This window comes from Streptomyces sp. NPDC126510 (assembly GCF_040302345.1).
Classification (GTDB): domain Bacteria; phylum Actinomycetota; class Actinomycetes; order Streptomycetales; family Streptomycetaceae; genus Streptomyces.
On the sequence record NZ_JBEORR010000045.1, the window covers coordinates 1 to 17448 of the forward strand.

Genomic DNA, 17448 nt, shown 5'->3' on the forward strand with positions numbered 1-17448 from the left:
GGTTCTGCGCGGTATGCCCCGGGCGTCGCGACGCCGCGGAGATCCGTCAGAAACCCCCTAGGTCCGGGCAGGCCGAAGGGCCGCACCCCAGGCGTCCAACCCGCGGGGTGCGGCCCTTCGAGGACCGGTCGTCGTCAGACGGCGATCGCGACCTCCGCCAGGCCGCCCTGCTGGGCGACGACCGTGCGGTCGGCGGTGGCGCCGGGCACGAGGGCACGGACGGTCCAGGTGCCCTCGGCCGCGTAGAAGCGGAACTGTCCGGTCGCCGAGGTCGGCACCTCGGCCGTGAACTCGCCGGTCGAGTCCAGCAGACGGACGTAGCCCACCACGGGCTCGCCGTCCTTGGTCACCTGACCCTGGATGGTGGTCTCACCGGGCTTGATCGTCGAGGCGTCGGGGCCGCCGGCCTTCGCACCGCACATGTCGTACTCCTGAAGTCTGGAAAGGTCGGTCGGGGTTGGTTACTTGTTGGCGCCGAGCTCGATCGGCACGCCCACGAGGGAGCCGTACTCGGTCCAGGAGCCGTCGTAGTTCTTGACGTTCTCCACACCGAGGAGCTCGTGCAGCACGAACCAGGTCAGCGCGGAGCGCTCACCGATGCGGCAGTAGGCGATGGTGTCCTTGGCCAGGTCGACGCTCTCCTCGGCGTAGAGCTCCTTGAGCTCCTCGTCCGACTTGAAGGTGCCGTCGTCGTTGGCGTTCTTGGACCACGGGATGTTGCGGGCGCTCGGCACGTGGCCGGGGCGCTGCGACTGCTCCTGCGGCAGGTGGGCCGGGGCGAGCAGCTTGCCGGAGAACTCGTCGGGCGAACGCACGTCGACGAGGTTCTGCGAACCGATGGCGGCCACGACGTCGTCGCGGAAGGCGCGGATGGACGTGTCCTGGGCCTTGGCCTTGTAGTCCGTCTTCGGACGCTCCGGCACCTCGTCGCCGGCGACCAGCTCGCGGGCGTCGAGCTCCCACTTCTTGCGGCCACCGTCGAGGAGCTTGACGCTGTCGTGGCCGTACAGCTTGAAGTACCAGTAGGCGTACGAGGCGAACCAGTTGTTGTTGCCGCCGTAGAGGACCACGGTGTGGTCGTTGCCGATGCCCTTGTCGGACAGGAGCTTCTCGAAGCCCTCCTGGTCGACGAAGTCACGGCGGACCGGGTCCTGCAGGTCCTGCGTCCAGTCGATCCGGATGGCGTTGCGGATGTGGTTCTTCTCGTAGGCGGACGTGTCCTCGTCCACCTCGACGATGGCGATGGTCGGGTCGTCCAGGTGCTCCTGGAGCCAGTCGGCGTCAACCAGGACGTCGTTGCGGCTCATGCTTCTTCTCCTCCGGGGCAGTTACGGCGGGGCGTGCGAGGTGTGCAGGGCGCGCCCTTGAGGCAGGGCGGCGCACGGGTGCCCGTGATGCGGGGCTGCGGGGATGCGCGCGCCGGCGCGACTGCCGACGCGATCGCTCAGAAGGTGCGACAGAGCATGGCGGCGACGCGGCACAGGTCTACTGCCCGCCGCTTCGTGAGGTCCGCCTGTCGCTTCATAGCGTCGATCGTAGGGACGGACGGGCGGGCATGTCACCGGCGTGTCGCATGCTGAGACGCAATGATCCGCGATGTGGGACCGGAAGGCTGCGCGAGGCCTCGGGGCCAGGACCGTGGCCCGATGTATCGGCCGTCACCTCTGAGCGGCGGACGTCACCGTCTCGCCCACCGGACACCGCTGGTCCACCGCCCTGCGCCCTCCCTACCCGGCCAGCTTGACGTCGGAACCCTTCACCGTGATCTCCACGCCGTCCGGGGCTGCCTGGACGGTGTCCACCTTGATGCCGCCGGGCAGGCCGTCGATCTTCTGCTGGAAGTCGGTGATCGCCCGCACGCGGTTCTCGGCGATGTCGACACCGCCGAAGCTGGGCAGGCCGTCGGCGTGCACGCGGACGGTGCCGTCCTCCACCTTCACGGAGCTGAGCACGGAGACCGGCTTCGGGAGCTTGGCGCCCAGCACGGTGGCCTCGACCGTGACCTTGATCTTGCCGTTGCCGCCGTCGGAGAGGCCGATGACGTTGGCGGTGACGCCAGGGGCGACCTGCGTGGGCTCGGACTTCGCCGTCTTCAGCAGCTCGTCGTAGGCGATGGTCGCGGTGCCGGTGGCGCTGGTGGCGGTGGCGGAGCTGTAGTCGCCGGAGAACTCGACGCCCTTCATGTCGGCCTGGAGGTCGTCGATGCGGATCTTCCGGCCGCCGTTGCCCGCGGCGGCCTCGTAGTCCTTGATGCCGACCTCGATGTCGTCCAGGGAGCCCCCGGCGACCTGGGTGAGGAAGGGGAAGCCCTTGATCGACACGTCCGGGGTCGCCGACAGATTCTCCGTGGTCTTCAGCCGGTCGGCGGCCTCGTCCTCGGCGAAGTTGACCGCGACGCGATCGGCGATCACGAAGAGACCGCCCAGGATCACGACGAAGATCAGCAGTATTCGCAGTGCGCGCATGCGTTGTGTCCCCCACCGGTCCGGTGTTTCGACGACCCGGTGGCCGTCCCTTGCGCGAGGGTAACGCCGAGCGGAAGGGGAATCGGGGAATTGTTGATCATCTGTGACAGACCGGAAGCCCGGCGTCCGGGACTCCGCGCTACGCCAGCGCCCGCCCCAGGACGTACACGGCCGGGGCCGCCGCGGCCAGGGGCAGGGCCACGCCCGCCGTGAAGTGGACGAACCTGGACGGGTAGTCGTAGCTCGCGACCCGGTGGCCGATCAGGGCGCACACGGCGGCGCCCGCGCCGAGCAGGGCGCCCGACGTGCCGACGTCCGTGACCGACCCCATCGCGATGCCCGCACCCGCCGCGGCGAGCAGGGACACCACCACCGAGGCCGGGGTCGGCAGCGGCAGGGCGCGGGCCAGGACGGCCACCGCCACGGCCACCGCGCCCACCGTCACCGCGTCGGCGGCGGCCGCGAGGTACCCGCCGGCCACGATCGCCAGCGCCGAGGCCGCGACCGTCGCCATCAGGCCGTACATCCGCTCGTCCGGGTCGGCGTGCGACCGCAGCTGCAGGACCAGCGCGAGCAGCACCCACACCCCGAGCGTGCCGAGGATCGCCGACGGTGAGCGGTCCGAGACCAGCAGCGCGGCGTCGGCGGCCAGCGCGCCCGCGAAGCCCAGGGCGATGCCCTGCCGGGCGGGCCACATCCCGTTCAGCCGGAACCAGCCCGCCGCCGTGACCGCCTGGAGGACGACCAGCGGCACCAGCAGCGCGTACGTCCCGAGCGCCGCCGCACCGGCCAGGAGCAGCCCGAGCAGTGCCGTCAGCGCGGCCGGCTGCATCCCGGGCTCGATGATCGGGGAGCGCCCCTCCGCCCGGGCCCGCTGGGCGTCCGTGACGCGCGTGTTGCCGCCGACGGTGGCGGGGCCGTAGCCGGAAGCGGAGGTGCCGGCGGCGTCGGCTCCGGCCGATGCTTGCGGTCCCTGGGGCGTCCGGGGGTTCTGGGGCGACTGGGGCGACTGGGGCGACTGGGGCGACTGGGGCGACTGGGGCGTCAGTATCGCCGTCTCCGGGTCCGGCGCCTGCGCGGTCACCGGCTGGTGGTTCTGCGTCTCCCAGGTCTGCCCCTGCCACTGCTGCGTGTGCTGCTGCTGAGCGGCGTGCGGGTCCTCGTACCCCTGGCCCGGGTAGCCCTGCCCGGGCCACGCCTGCGGCTGCTGCCCGTAGGGGTCGTAGCCGTCGTACGGCCGGTGGGGCTGGTTCGGCTGGTCGGTCATCGTCATCCTCCTGCGAACGGCGGGAGCACCTCGACCGTGCCGCCGTCGGCCAGCCGTACCGTCTCATGTCCGCGGGTGCCCACGGGGTCACCGTCCACGAGGAACGAACACCGGCGCAGCACGCGCTCGAGTTCGCCGGGGTGCCGCTCGCGCACCCCGTCGAGCGCCTCGGCGAGCGTGGCCGCCTCGTACGGCTCCTCGGCCACCCCGGCCGCGGCCTTGGCGGCGGCCCAGTAGCGCACCGTGACCTTTGGCATCTGCTTCCTCAATGAATTCGACGGTGAACCCCGTCAGGCTAGCCCGCCCGGCCGACGCCCCACTCCCCGATCCGGGCCAGCAGCTCGTCGTCCGCCGCGTGCTCGGCGTGCCCCATACCGGGCTCCAGCCACAGTTCGCCCTGGTCACCGGCGGCCGCGGCCAGCATCCGCGGATGGTCGACGGGAAAGTAGCCGTCGGCGTCGCCGTGCACGATCAGCAGCGGGGTCGGGGCGATCCTGGGCACCGCCTCCACCGGCGAGAGGGGCACCGGGTTCCAGTCCCGGTGGTGGATGCGGGTACGGAATCCGTACCGGCCCACGACCCGCCCCTCGGGGCGGGTCACCAGCCAGTGCAGCCGCCGCATGGGCGCGGTGCCCCGGTAGTACCAGCGGGCCGGTGAGCTGACCGACACCACCGCGTCGGTCTCCCGAGGGTGCAGCGCCGCGTGCCGGAGCACCACCGAGCCGCCCATGGAGAAGCCGACGGTCACCACCCGCGCGTGCCCGCGATCGCGCGCCCAGGCCACCGCCGCGGCCAGGTCGAGCACCTCCCGGTCGCCGACCGTGGAGTGGCCGCCGGACATCCCGTGCCCGCGGAAGGAGAAGGTGACCACGCCCCCGTACCGGGCGAACGCCTCCGCGATCCGCCGCACGTGCGGGCGGTCCACCGCGCCGGTGAAGCCGTGGGCGACGACGAACACCGGATGACCGGAAGGCGTCCCGGAGGTGTCGCGCACCGCCGCCCCCGGCTCGTACACGGCGTCGATCGCGACACCGTCGGACGTCCGCAGAAACGCCCGCGACGACATCCGCACACGCTTTCCCCCGTTCGTCTCGGAATGCGGACGATCGGTGGAACGCGCCACATGACCTGCCGGACCAGAGCTCATGTGGGCTATTCTGCTGGGCAGAGGACTCGGGCAACGTAGCCCCCGGGTCCTTTTGTGCTTTCGGAAGCGTTGTATACGACGCGGGAAACCGCAGGTGTACGGGGCCTTCGGGATCGCAGAGCGGTGCTGTGCCAACAAACGTCCTCGCAGGGACCGAGGAGGAACCAGACATATGAGTTCTCTGCTGCTCCTGACCAATGCCCTCCAGCCGTCGACGGAGGTGCTCCCCGCCCTCGGACTGCTCCTGCACAACGTGCGTGTGGCTCCCGCGGAGGGCCCCGCCCTCGTCGACACCCCCGGCGCCGACGTCATCCTCGTCGACGGCCGGCGTGATCTGCCCCAGGTCCGCAGCCTCTGTCAGCTGCTGCGCTCCACCGGACCGGGCTGCCCGCTCGTCCTGGTCGTCACCGAGGGCGGCCTCGCCGCCGTCACCGCCGACTGGGGCATCGACGACGTCCTGCTCGACACCGCCGGCCCGGCGGAGGTCGAGGCGCGGCTGCGGCTGGCCATGGGGCGGCAGCAGATCGTCAGCGACGACTCCCCCATGGAGATCCGCAACGGCGACCTGTCGGTCGACGAGGCCACGTACTCGGCCAAGCTCAAGGGCCGCGTCCTCGACCTCACCTTCAAGGAGTTCGAGCTCCTGAAGTACCTCGCGCAGCACCCCGGCCGGGTCTTCACCCGCGCCCAGCTGCTCCAGGAGGTCTGGGGCTACGACTACTTCGGCGGTACGCGCACGGTCGACGTGCACGTACGGCGGCTGCGCGCCAAGCTCGGCCCGGAGCACGAGTCGCTGATCGGCACCGTCCGGAACGTCGGTTATCGATTCGTTACGCCGGAGAAGCCGGAGAAGATGGAGCGCGCCGCCGAGGAGGCGAAGGCCAAGGTGGCCAAGGCAAAACAGGACACCGCGGACAAGTCGGCCGCCCCGGACGCCGCCGACGCCCACGCCAAGGCCTGAGAGGCGTCATGCGGCCCCGACCTGGGCATCGCTCCCCGCACAGGGTGTCCCGGACGGCGGTCGGGATATCGTACGGAACCTCCTTTACGCCCTGCCCGCAGCAGGTATATCCGCGTAGACTCCGCGCGTGGCCAAGGTGACTCGGGATGATGTGGCGCGGCTGGCAGGGACTTCCACTGCCGTGGTCAGCTACGTCATCAACAACGGACCCCGGCCGGTCGCCCCGGCCACGCGCGAGCGTGTACTCGCCGCGATCAAGGAGCTGGGGTACCGGCCCGACCGGGTCGCCCAGGCGATGGCCTCCCGGCGCACGGACCTCATAGGCCTGATCATCCCGGACGCCCGCCAGCCCTTCTTCGGGGAGATGGCGCACGCGGTCGAGCAGGCCGCCTCCGAGCGCGGAAAGATGGTCCTCGTCGGCAACACGGACTACGTGGCCGAGCGCGAGGTCCACTACCTGCGCGCCTTCCTCGGGATGCGCGTCTCCGGCCTGATCCTCGTCAGCCACGCGCTCAACGACCTGGCCGCCGCCGAGATCGAGGCCTGGGACGCCCGCGTCGTGCTGCTGCACGAGCGGCCCGAGGCCATCGACGACGTCGCCGTCACCACGGACGACCTGGGCGGCGCCGAGCTCGCCGTCCGGCACCTGCTGGAGCACGGCTACGAGTACGTCGCCTGTATGGGTGGCATAGCCGAGACGCCCGCGGTCGGCGACCCGGTCTCCGACCACGTCGAGGGCTGGCGCCGCGCGATGGAGGACGCCGGGATCTCCACGGAGGGCCGCCTCTTCGAGGCCCTCTACAACCGCTACGACGCCTACCAGGCCGCCCTGAAGATCCTCTCCGGCCCCGAGCGCCCGCCGGCGATCTTCTGCTCCACCGACGACCAGGCGATCGGCCTGCTGCGCGCGGCGCGCGAGCTGCGCATCGACGTCCCCGGCGAGCTGGCGGTGGCCGGCTTCGACGACATCAAGGAGGCGGCCCTCGCGGACCCGCCCCTGACGACGGTCGCGTCCGACCGTCCGGCCATGGCCCGGACGGCGGTGGACCTCGTCCTCGACGACGGGCTGCGGGTCGCGGGGACCCGGCGGGAGCGGCTGAAGGTCTTCCCGTCGCGTCTGGTCACCCGGCAGTCGTGCGGCTGCCCGTAGGCCCCTGAATCCGGGGCGGCGGGCCTCTTTATATCGGGCATACGAGGTTCTGTCGGGCTTCTCAGGGAGCACTCAGGAAGCTCTCATGGTCGGGCGACAAGCTCTGTTCCATGACCGAGAGCTTCCACCGCAGTGGCGAGTACGAGAACCCTTACGAGGGTCAGCAGCAGGCCCCGGTGAACCCCGAGTGGCCGCCCCCGCCGGCGTACGCCCCGGCACATGCTCCGCATCCGAAGAAGCGCAACCGCGGCCCCCTCGCCCTGATCGCCGCCGTGGCGATCGTCGCGGCGGCGATAGGCGGCGGCACCGCGTACGGCATCCAGGAACTGACCGGCAACGACACCGTCGCCTCCAGCTCCACCAGCACCAACGTGGTCCCGTCCAGCCAGAAGGGCACGGTCGCCGGGGTCGCGAAGGCGGTCAGCCCGAGCATCGTCGAGATCAGCGCCGACTCCAACGCCGGGTCCTCCACCGGCTCCGGCGTGATCATCACGAGTGGCGGCGAGATCGTCACCAACAACCACGTCGTCGCCGGGGCCTCCCAGATCAAGGCGACGACCAGCGACGGCAAGTCGTACACCGCGAAGGTCGTCGGCACCGACAGCAAGAAGGACTTGGCGCTGATCAAGCTGGAGAACGCCTCCGGCCTGAAGGCGGCCACGCTCGGCGACTCCGCAGGACTCCAGGTCGGCGACCAGGTCGTGGCGATCGGCTCCCCCGAGGGGCTGTCCGGCACCGTCACCAGCGGCATCATCTCGGCCCTCGACCGTGACGTCACCGTCCCGACCGAGGAGGGCCAGGACCAGAGCCAGCAGCAGTGGGGGCAGGGCCAGGGGCAGGGCGACCAGTGGCCGTTCGAGTTCGGCGGCCGCCAGTTCAACGGCGACACCGGCTCCGACACGACGACGTACAAGGCGCTCCAGACCGACGCGTCCCTCAACCCGGGCAACTCCGGCGGCGCGTTGATCGACATGAACGGCAACATCATCGGGATCAACTCCGCGATGTACTCGCCGACCAGCCAGGCCTCCTCGTCCTCCGACGCCGGCAGTGTCGGCCTGGGCTTCGCCATCCCGATCAACACCGTCAAGGCCGACCTCGCGAAGCTACGGGCGGGTTCGACCGACTGAGTCCGAGCACCCGACAGCGAGGAGTACGGCGATGATCCAGCAGGTTGTGCACACGGAGCCGGGCGGCGGGGACCCGGCGGCGATCGGGCAGGCCCTGGCGGTGGCCTACGCCCTGCACGCCCCGACGGGCCGGCCGGCGGAGGTGGCGCCGGCGGCCACGACGACGCGCAGGACGGGCCGCCCCGCGAGGGCTCGACGCCGAACGGGACGAGCCTGAGGCGCCTCCTGCCACAGCCCACCACCGGGCAGACGCTCCTCCCGGACCGCCACCGCCCCCACGGGCCGGCACTCCCCCCGCCCCCGCCCGCCGGCGTGCGACGCTGAGAGCGTCAGAGCAGCAGCACCCCCGTCCCCCTTCACACCCGAGGACTCCGAGCCATGAGCCCCGCAGACGGCGACCGTGACCCGCAGCGCATCCTGATCGTCGACGACGAGCCGGCCGTACGCGAAGCACTCCAGCGCAGCCTCGCGTTCGAGGGATACGGGACCGAGGTCGCCGTCGACGGCGCGGACGCCCTGGACAAGGCGGCGGCCTACCGGCCCGACCTGGTGGTCCTCGACATCCAGATGCCGCGCATGGACGGCCTGACGGCGGCACGCCGTATCCGCGCCACGGGCGACACCACGCCGATCCTGATGCTCACGGCGCGCGACACGGTCGGCGACCGCGTCACCGGCCTCGACGCGGGCGCCGACGACTACCTGGTCAAGCCCTTCGAACTGGACGAACTCTTCGCCCGGATCCGCGCCCTGCTGCGCCGCAGCTCCTACGCGGCGGCCGTGGGCGCGGCCGACCCGGCCGACGAGGACGCGCTCACCTTCGCCGACCTGCGCATGGACCTCTCCACCCGCGAGGTCACCCGGGGCAGGCGCCAGGTGGAGCTGACCCGGACCGAGTTCACGCTCCTGGAGATGTTCATGGCGCACCCGCGCCAGGTCCTCACCCGGGAACAGATCCTCAAGGCCGTCTGGGGCTTCGACTTCGAGCCCTCGTCGAACTCCCTCGACGTGTACGTGATGTACCTGCGCCGCAAGACCGAGGCGGGCGGGGAGCCGCGCCTCGTCCACACGGTGCGGGGCGTCGGTTACGTGCTGCGGCAGGGCGGCGCGGAGTGAGTCCCAGGACGGTCGTACGGCGTTTCCGCTCCCTGCCGATCCGCTCCCGGCTGGCGCTGCTGGTGGCGGCGGCGGTGGCGTTCGCGGTGGCGGCGGTGTCGGTGACCTGCTGGTTCATCGTGCAGGGGAAGCTGTACGACGAGATCGACAACGACCTGAAGTCGTCGGTCGCGCCGCTGCGTTCGGACGAGTTCCAGGCGCTCACCGACGAGTGCCTCCAGAGCCCTTCCGACTCGCTGGGCATGGGGTCGCGGCCCAAGACCTACGGGCAGCTGGTCCGCGTCGACGGCAAGCTGTGCCTCTTCCCGAGCTCCACGACCCAGGTGCGCGTCACCGGCGACGACAAGGCCGTGGCCAAGAACCCCGACCCGAACCAGGGCCGCATCCGCGACGGCACGGACGACCACGGCAACAAGCTGCGCGTCCTGACGACGGCGGTCGTCATCAAGGACGGGCCCGTGACCCGGGGCGTCGCCGCCGACTACTCCCTCGTCATCGCCCTGCCGCTCAAGGGCACCCAGTCCACGCTCAACGAACTGGCCCTGATCCTCCTCCTGGTCTCCGGCGTGGGAGTCCTCGGTGCGGGAGCCGCCGGTCTGGCCGTCGCCCGGGCCGGGCTGCGCCCCGTCGACAAGCTGACCGAGGCGGTCGAGCACGTGGCCCGCACGGAGGACCTGCACATCCGCATCCCCGTGGAGGACGACAGCGAGGACGAGATCGCCCGCCTGTCCCGGTCCTTCAACTCGATGACATCGGCGCTGGCCAGCTCCCAGGAGCTGCAGCAACAGCTGATCGCCGACGCCGGCCACGAACTCCGCACACCCCTCACGTCCCTCCGCACCAACATCGAACTCCTCACCCGCAGCGAGGAGACGGGCCGCCCCATCCCCGAGGCGGACCGCAAGGCGCTGCTCGCGTCGGTCAAGGCGCAGATGACGGAGCTGGCCGCGCTCATCGGCGACCTCCAGGAACTGTCCCGCCCCGACACGGGCCAGCACGGGGGCCGGACACAGATCGTCGCCTGGCAGGACACGGTCGAGTCGGCACTGCGGCGGGCCCGGCTGCGGGGCCCGGAACTGACGATCACGGCGGACGTCGGGCCCTGGTTCGTCCGCGCGGAACCCTCCGCCCTGGAACGGGCGATGGTCAACATCCTGGACAACGCAGTGAAGTTCAGCCCGCACGGCGGCACGGTCGAGGTCCGCCTGACCGAGGGCGTCCTCACGGTCCGCGACCACGGCCCGGGCATCCCCGCCGACGAACTCCCCCACGTCTTCGACCGCTTCTGGCGCTCCCCGAGCGCACGGGCCCTCCCGGGCTCCGGCCTGGGTCTGTCGATCGTGGCCCGCACGGTGCAGCAGGCGGGCGGCGAGGTGTCCCTCTCCCCGGCGGAGGACGGCGGCACGACGGTGACGGTACGACTGCCGGGGGCGTCGGTGCCTCCCCCGGAGGACCCTCCTGCCCCGGCCTGATCCCAACCATGGAGCGTCTGGGCCACCACTGCCTCTGCCCACCTGACCTCACGCCCGCCCCGGCGGCCCATACGCTCCACTCTGAGGCTGCTCCCCAGGACCGGGGCTGACGGCCCGCAGGGGTGGCACCCGATAAAAAGGGACATGCCCCCCGCCCAGCTGTCGATGTCCTGTCATACCCACCAGTAGCGCGAACTCCTGCTCCTGTTCTGACATCTTCGTCGCCGTCACACATCCGCAAGCAGGAGTGAGCCCCCCACATGCGTCTCATTCGCACGTCAACTCTCAGGAAGTGCGGCATAGTTGCCGCCTCCGCCGCCCTCGCCGTCACCGGACTGCTCACCGGTGCGGGCACCGCCGCCGCCGGGCCCGCCGGGGCGACCAACATCCGGGGCGTGGACCCCGGGGACACCGACCTGATGATCGAGCGGCTCTGCAGCCAGGAGACGAGCCTGACCGGCGTGTACGGCGCCCTCAACGTCGACACCGGTGAGTTCAAGACCCGGGACGAGTACCTTCGGGACGTCATCGGGCTGTGGGCGCCCGCGGGTCCCTGGGAGCTGTTCCGCGGCTGGTGCGGATACGCCGAGGCCTCCACCTGGTCCATCAAGGGCGAGACCGTCCGCACGTCCCGGTGGATCGGCAACCAGGGCTCCGCCGACGACAAGGAGACCTTCGTCAGCAGCTACAGCACCAAGACGTTCGCGAAGAAGAGCGTCGGCGGTTCCATCAGCCTCTCCCTCGCCAAGAGCATCTTCAGCGGGACCGTGGGCGGCAGCGCCGGGTACGAGTGGGGCTGGGAGAAGGAGTCCAAGTTCGAGACCCGCAGCGAGAAGACCATCCCGCCGTGCCGGCAGGTCGCCGTGACCTGGACGCCGTACCAGCGCGTGGTGCGCGTCAACCCCGTCTTCTACGTCGAGGACTACCAGTGGAACAAGGGCGACGGGGACCGGACCGTGCACAGCTGGCGTGACCGGGGCTACCAGACCATCTACTCGCACGGGTACTACATCGACGGCATCTCCGACAAGCTCCTGCCCAGCGGCCAGCCCGACGGCCGTGAGGACAAGATCGAGGAGAAGCTCGACCCCAAGTCCTGCACCCAGTAGGGCACACCGGCAACCTTTCCGTGTGGGGCGGCGACTGCTCAGCGGTCATTCCCCCACACGGAACGGATCGCCGCATGAGTGAGCCGCGCAGCAAGGCCCGTCACCGCAGAAGCCGCACCGCCCTGGCGGTCGGGGTCCCCCTGGCCCTGACCGCCGCCGGTACCTTCGCCTACGGCACCGACCTCGGCGTCCTGGGCTCCACCGCACTGCAGGCCTCCGCCGCCACCTCCACCTCCGCCACCCCCGCCTGGGCCGCCGACACCGCCGACGGGTTCGCATCCGTCGACTCCCTCGGGCAGAACGGGACGTACGGCGGGCGCGGCGGCCAGGTCGTCACCGTGAAGACGCAGGCCGAGCTGGAGAAGTACGCCACCGCGACCCAGCCGTACGTCATCGTCGTCGCCGGGACCATCGCCATGAACCCGGTCGGCAAAGAGATCAAGGTGCAGTCCGACAAGACCATCGTGGGTCGGGGAACCGCCGGGCACATCGTCGGCGGCGGGTTCTTCCTCGGCCGGGGCGTGCACAACGTGATCATCCGGAACCTGACCATCCGGGACGCCTACCAGGGGATCTGGAACGACAAGGACCACGACTTCGACGCGGTCCAGATGGACGGCGCCCATCACGTCTGGATCGACCACAACGACCTGCGGCACATGGCCGACGGGCTCATCGACGTCCGCAAGGACTCGACGAACGTCACCGTCTCCTGGAACAGGCTGAGCGACAACAACAAGACGTTCGGCATCGGCTGGACCGAGAACGTCAAGACCGACATCACGATCCACCACAACTGGATCCGCGAGACCGAGCAGCGCAACCCCTCCACGGACAACGCCGCCCACGCGCACCTCTACAACAACTGGCTCGAGGACGCCCCGGGCACCGCCATCAAGTCGGCGTATGGGAACTACTCGCGCGGCGGCACGAAGATGGTCCTGGAGAACTCCCTCTTCCAGGGCATCAAGAACCCCGTCGTCAAGGACAGCGGCGCCACCGTCGTGCAGCGCGGCAACTCCTTCTCCGGCACCAGCGGGCGCAACGAGAGCGGTGGGAGCGCCTTCGATCCGAAGACGTACTACCCGTACACCCTCGACAAGGCCGCCGACCTCCCGTCCGTCCTCAAGGCCGGTGCGGGCCCCCGTGCCTCCCTCGGTACGACCGCCGCCTCCACCAAGGCCGTCGCCGCCACCACCCTCACCGTCGCCAAGGACGGCAGCGGTCAGTACAAGACCGTCCAGGCCGCCGTGAACGCCGTGCCGGCGAACAACCCCTCGCGCGTGGTGATCGCCGTGAAGCCGGGGACGTACCGGGAACTGGTGAAGGTGCCCTCCAACAAGCCGCACGTGACCATCCAGGGCACCGGCGGCAGCCGCAAGGACACCACCATCGTCTACAACAACGCCTCGGGGACCCCCAAGCCGGGCGGCGGCACCTACGGCACGGGCGGCAGCGCCACCGTCGCCGTCGAGGCCGACGACTTCCAGGCGCGCAACCTGACCATCTCCAACGACTTCGACGAGAAGGCCAACCAGAACATCAAGGACCAGCAGGCCGTCGCGCTGCGGACCGCCGCCGACAAGGTGTTCCTGGACGGGATCATCGTCAGCGGGGACCAGGACACCCTGCTGCTCGACACCGCCGCCAAGGACAAGCTCGGGCGGGTCTACGTCAGCAACTCGTACGTCGTCGGCAACGTCGACTTCATCTTCGGCCGGGCCACGGCCGTCGTCGACAAGTCCGTGATCACGCTGAAGAAGCGCTGGGACGGCACCTCGACCGGGTATGTCACCGCGCCGAGCACCGCCGCGAACCGCAAGGGCATCCTGATCGCCAACTCCACGGTGAACGGGGACGTCTCGGCCGGCGGCTTCTACCTCGGCCGGCCCTGGCACGCGGGCGGGGACGCCTCCCTCGATCCGCAGACCACGGTCCGCAACACCAGTCTGAGCAACGCGATCAAGCCGACCCCGTGGACCGACATGAGCGGGTTCTCGTGGAAGGACGACCGCTTCGCCGAGTACAAGAACTACGGCGCGGGAGCGGGCCCGGCCGGCACGAACCGGCCGCATCTGTCCGACGCGCAGGCCGCGAACCAGGAGGTCGCGGACTGGCTCGCCGGCTGGACGCCCTCGGCGTCCTGAACAGCTCCCTTCCGGGCCCGGCTGACGAGCGGCGCCGGGCCCGGGAGGGCCACCACCTCAAGGGTGCTTACTGGTTCCAGGCGTAGTGCAGCCGGTCCAGGCCGCTCTGGTTGTTCACCGTCAGGCTGAGGTTCGTACCCGTGCCCTGGAGCGTGGTGAGGGAGTAGGTGTCACCGTTGCGCAGGCCGGGCCAGTAGACCGAGCCGAGGCCCAGCTCCCGGATGGTGTCGGTCGCGGCCTGGATGTAGGCGATCTCGTTGGAGGTGCCCGCCGGGCCGTTGTAGTCCAGGCCGGTGGTCATCGAGGCGCCGAACTCGTCGAGGATCGTGCGGGAAGCGCAGTCGCCGATGCGGCTCTTGAAGTCGGCCTTCCACTGGTCGACGCTGGTCCAGTCGGTGTGCCAGAAGCCGTAGTTGTGCAGGGCCAGGCGGACGCCCTTGAGGCGCGGGTCGGCGCAGACCGGCTTGACGTCCTCGCTGTACTTGTAGCCGCCGATCAGCACCCGGTCCCGGGGCACGTTGCGGTGGGTGGTCACCCACTTCGCGGCGATGTCGGTCCACTCCTGCGCGGTGTAGCCGAACGGCTCGTTCATCGGCTCGAAGTACACCTTGGAATTGCCGGCGTAGGCGGAGGTGATCCGCGCCCACATCCGGTCCCAGGACGCCTGGTCGTCGATCTTGCCGTCCTTGGCGTTGTCGGCCTCCCAGTAGCCCAGGATGACCTTGAAGCCCTTGGCGGTGGCGGCGTCGATCGCGCCCCGGTACGACTTCCAGAACGGCCCGTTCACCGACGTCGGGTTGACCGGGAGGCGGACGGTGTTGGCGCCGAGCTTGGAGAACCCGCCGATGATCGCCTTGGACTTGGCGTAGGTCGTGGCGTAGCTGTCGGAGGTGGACAGGCCCGAGGGCACGACCGCGTCGTGGGCGTAGTTGTCGCGCGGGTCGGCCCAGTTGACGCCCTTGAAGTCGCTGACGGGCGGCGGGGTGGGACGGTGGGCGGGAGAGGCGGCCGCGGGGGAGGCGAACGCCCCGCCGAATGCCGTGACGCAGGCCAGGAGCGCCCCCGCGGCTGCTGTTCCGCGCTGGTTCTTTCGGGACACGACATCCCCTTCTGAGCAGGTGCACGGGTGAGCGGCCGTCGGACGGACCGCTCATGGGAGCACGAAACTAGAAGGGATCTCGAACAGAGGTCAACACATCAGCACATAAAGTTTCCCCCGGGTAGTGATTCCGGGGCCTCAGCTGGACTTCTCCCCATCCGAGGACGACGACGACATGTCCTCCAGATTCTTGCGCGCCTTGTCCGAGAGCTGCTTCTTCCCCGCCAGCACGTCCCGGTAGTACTGCGCGCCCTTGTCCTTGGCCATCGGGAAGTCCTCCTCGAACTCCTCCGCCTCGTGGTAGGGGCTGCCCTGCTTGGTCAGGGCGCTGCGCATGGCCTTGCCGGCCCCGGCGAACCTGCGCTCCTCGGACTCCTTCATGATCCCGTAGAGCATCGCGGCGGCCCGCTTCTGCGTGACGCTCATCCCGGCGAGGAGTTCCTCGTCCAGGGCCTCACCGCGCGCGGCGGCCGCGACCATGGGCTCGTGCTCGGCGTCCAGCGCCTTGACCAGCTCGCTGTACGTGGTCCCGAGGTCCTCGCTCCCGGGGTACTGGTCCTTCTTGTTCGACGTGATGTACGGCCCGGCCCCGCGGCCCTTGTTCACCGTGTACGGGCCGAAGGGGCTCTGGCCGGGGCCGTAGGTGGGCGCCGCCTGGTCGCGTTTCCCGGCCCGCTCATGGGCCCTGCGCAACCGGCTCAGCCCGTCCATCGGTTTCCCGTCGGCCGGGCCCTCGCCGTTGTCGCCGCCCCGGGGCATGCGCTGCACGGCCACGAAGGCGGCGTTTCCGGCGGCGCGTTGGAGGGACATCGCCGTATCCGGGGTCACCTGCCCGCCGGCGGCCAGCCGGGCCGCCCCGGGGCCGTCCTCGTGCGGCCGGAGCACAGGCCGGTGAGGGTGTCCGGCCCGCGCGTCCGCCTCCGATTCCGGGGCCCTGCCGTGCCTGTGCATCCGCATCATCCTCGTCTCGGTCCGGTGCGCCCGGCCCAGTCTCCGAGGGCTCACGGGGTGGGGACAGTGCCCGGGGGCCAGACTTCCGGGCAGACTCCCCTGCGCGAAGGGCCCCCGTGCCGCTGTGGCTCCCGTGCCGCTGTGGTTCCCGTGCCGCTGTGGTTCCCGTGCCGCTGTGGCTCAGCCGCCCACCGTCAGCCCCGAGCCCGAGAGCCGCACCCGGATGCCGTCCTCCTCCACCCGTACGTCCTCCAGCTTCACGTCCCCCTGCTCCGGCTTCGGCAGTTCGAAGGCCAGCGCGAGCCGGTCGGCCAGGACCGGGCGGGTCAGGCGCGACAACTCCCCGAGCAGGTCGGGGTCGAGGCCCAGGCGCCTGAGCACGTCGGGGTTGTCCAGGGCGAGGTCGATGAGGTTCAGGCGTTCGGCCTGGCGGGCGAAGCGCGGGGAGCCGGTCAGCTCGGCGAGCTTGCCGTCGTCGGCCAGGGCCTGGTTCACGGTCGCCTCGGGCACGCCCATCCGCTGCACGATGGCCGGGACCGACAGCAGCGCCTTGGCCTTCCGGGTCTCCCGGGCCAGATCCGCGGAGGCCTCCGGCGTCAGGTGCAGCCCTTGCGAGGCGCGCTTGCCGGGGCGGTAGGTCGCCAGGTCCCCGATGTCCAGGCGCATGCCGCCGATCTCGGTGGCGATGCCCCGCTCCCCCTGGCGCTGGATACGGGCCTCGGCCCGCAGCTTCAGGTCGTGCCCGGCGACCGGCAGGGTGCCACGGGCCCGCACCCGGTCCCGGCCCTCGCCGGTGAACGTCACCTGGGAGGCGCCGAGCTCGCGGTTGAGGTCCTCGAAGGACAGCAGGACGTCCCCGTCGAACCGGGGGACGTCGGCGCCGCGCACGGACGTCAGCCCGTCGGCGTTGAGCCTGACGTCATGGGCCGTGGCCGACACCTTCGCGAGCGAGACGCGGTCGGCGGCGACGTCCGGGACGGTCAGCTTCACCGACTCCAGCCGCTTGTCGGCGAGCTGGGTGAGGAAGGGGAAGCCGCCGATCTCCACCTCGGGCGCGGCGGCCAGGTCGAGGCGGTCCTTGAGGGTGTCGGCGGCCCGGTGCTCGGCGTACAGCACCGCCCAGCGGTCGCCGAGGGCGGCGAACGAGGCGAGGACGACCAGGCCGACGACGGCCTTCACCGCGAACGGCAAGCCAGCGAAACGATTCTTCCGACGCCGCTTGCCGCCGCGGCGATGGTCCGGCGGGGCCCAGGCGTCCTCGGCGCCCGCAGTGCGTTCCTCCGGGAGGAACTCCTCCAGAGGGGTTTCCTCCAGAGGCCCGTCATCGAGGGCGGCGAGCTCCTCGTACGGGTTCGGACGGGGATGCGCATCGAGGTGGTGGGGGGTACGCATCGATCCATCCGATCATGCGTACCTCCCCCACCCGCAACCTGA

18 protein-coding genes are annotated in these 17448 nt (G+C 70.7%); 8 read left to right on the forward strand and 10 right to left on the reverse strand.

Features of this window, described 5'->3' with window-relative positions:
- Positions 1-134: 134 nt before the first annotated feature.
- From ABTX60_RS38715 to ABTX60_RS38745, 7 genes are all read right to left on the reverse strand, one after another.
- Positions 135-422 carry a DUF1416 domain-containing protein gene (locus tag ABTX60_RS38715; RefSeq protein ID WP_003991226.1) on the reverse strand — a complete coding sequence of 96 codons (288 nt, stop codon included), beginning with the start codon at positions 420-422 and terminating at the stop codon, positions 135-137.
- Between the two features lie 39 nt (positions 423-461).
- Positions 462-1307 (reverse strand): sulfurtransferase, encoded by an 846-nt coding sequence (locus ABTX60_RS38720; RefSeq protein WP_351628197.1) that lies wholly within the window; start codon positions 1305-1307, stop codon positions 462-464.
- A 137-nt stretch (positions 1308-1444) separates the two neighbouring features.
- Positions 1445-1525, reverse strand: coding sequence for a putative leader peptide (locus ABTX60_RS38725; protein ID WP_350310325.1), 81 nt, complete (start codon positions 1523-1525; stop codon positions 1445-1447).
- A 202-nt stretch (positions 1526-1727) separates the two neighbouring features.
- Positions 1728-2465 (reverse strand): LmeA family phospholipid-binding protein, encoded by a 738-nt coding sequence (locus ABTX60_RS38730; RefSeq protein WP_352101580.1) that lies wholly within the window; start codon positions 2463-2465, stop codon positions 1728-1730.
- Between the two features lie 139 nt (positions 2466-2604).
- Entirely contained in the window at positions 2605-3732 is a 1128-nt protein-coding gene (locus ABTX60_RS38735) for a hypothetical protein (protein ID WP_352101581.1), read from the reverse strand.
- A gap of 2 nt (positions 3733-3734) precedes the next feature.
- A complete protein-coding gene (locus ABTX60_RS38740) occupies positions 3735-3989 on the reverse strand; it encodes a MoaD/ThiS family protein (RefSeq protein ID WP_010036212.1) in 255 nt (84 codons plus the stop codon).
- A gap of 38 nt (positions 3990-4027) precedes the next feature.
- Positions 4028-4879, reverse strand: coding sequence for an alpha/beta hydrolase (locus ABTX60_RS38745; protein ID WP_352101582.1), 852 nt, complete (start codon positions 4877-4879; stop codon positions 4028-4030).
- Positions 4880-5051: 172 nt separating this feature from the next.
- Between ABTX60_RS38745 and ABTX60_RS38750 the strand changes: the two genes are divergently transcribed.
- From ABTX60_RS38750 to ABTX60_RS38785, 8 genes are all read left to right on the forward strand, one after another.
- Positions 5052-5840: a response regulator transcription factor gene (locus ABTX60_RS38750; protein ID WP_352101583.1), complete on the forward strand. Its 789-nt coding sequence runs from the start codon at positions 5052-5054 to the stop codon at positions 5838-5840.
- A 127-nt stretch (positions 5841-5967) separates the two neighbouring features.
- Positions 5968-6990, forward strand: a complete 1023-nt coding sequence (locus ABTX60_RS38755; RefSeq protein ID WP_352101584.1) for a LacI family DNA-binding transcriptional regulator — start codon at positions 5968-5970, stop codon at positions 6988-6990.
- A gap of 110 nt (positions 6991-7100) precedes the next feature.
- Entirely contained in the window at positions 7101-8120 is a 1020-nt protein-coding gene (locus ABTX60_RS38760; RefSeq protein WP_352101585.1) for a S1C family serine protease, read from the forward strand.
- A 31-nt stretch (positions 8121-8151) separates the two neighbouring features.
- The gene (locus ABTX60_RS38765) at positions 8152-8337 is read left to right on the forward strand and encodes a hypothetical protein (RefSeq protein WP_352101586.1); all 186 of its coding nucleotides are present in this window, start codon (positions 8152-8154) and stop codon (positions 8335-8337) included.
- Positions 8338-8498: 161 nt separating this feature from the next.
- Positions 8499-9236 carry a response regulator transcription factor gene (locus ABTX60_RS38770; protein ID WP_352101587.1) on the forward strand — a complete coding sequence of 246 codons (738 nt, stop codon included), beginning with the start codon at positions 8499-8501 and terminating at the stop codon, positions 9234-9236.
- Positions 9233-10708, forward strand: a complete 1476-nt coding sequence (locus ABTX60_RS38775; RefSeq protein WP_352101588.1) for a sensor histidine kinase — start codon at positions 9233-9235, stop codon at positions 10706-10708. The genes ABTX60_RS38770 and ABTX60_RS38775 overlap by 4 nt, the downstream gene beginning before the upstream one ends.
- Before the next feature lie 260 nt (positions 10709-10968).
- Positions 10969-11817, forward strand: a complete 849-nt coding sequence (locus ABTX60_RS38780) for a hypothetical protein (protein WP_352101589.1) — start codon at positions 10969-10971, stop codon at positions 11815-11817.
- A gap of 74 nt (positions 11818-11891) precedes the next feature.
- Complete coding sequence (locus ABTX60_RS38785) at positions 11892-13964, forward strand: pectinesterase family protein (RefSeq protein ID WP_352101590.1); 2073 nt, start codon at positions 11892-11894, stop codon at positions 13962-13964.
- Positions 13965-14031: 67 nt separating this feature from the next.
- Here the strand turns inward: ABTX60_RS38785 and ABTX60_RS38790 are convergent, their stop codons facing one another.
- From ABTX60_RS38790 to ABTX60_RS38800, 3 genes are all read right to left on the reverse strand, one after another.
- Entirely contained in the window at positions 14032-15063 is a 1032-nt protein-coding gene (locus tag ABTX60_RS38790; protein WP_352101591.1) for a glycoside hydrolase family 5 protein, read from the reverse strand.
- A gap of 138 nt (positions 15064-15201) precedes the next feature.
- On the reverse strand, positions 15202-16014 hold the full coding sequence (locus ABTX60_RS38795; RefSeq protein ID WP_352101592.1) for a hypothetical protein: 813 nt from the start codon (positions 16012-16014) through the stop codon (positions 15202-15204).
- Between the two features lie 180 nt (positions 16015-16194).
- Positions 16195-17406: an LmeA family phospholipid-binding protein gene (locus ABTX60_RS38800; protein WP_352101593.1), complete on the reverse strand. Its 1212-nt coding sequence runs from the start codon at positions 17404-17406 to the stop codon at positions 16195-16197.
- Positions 17407-17448 lie beyond the last annotated feature (42 nt).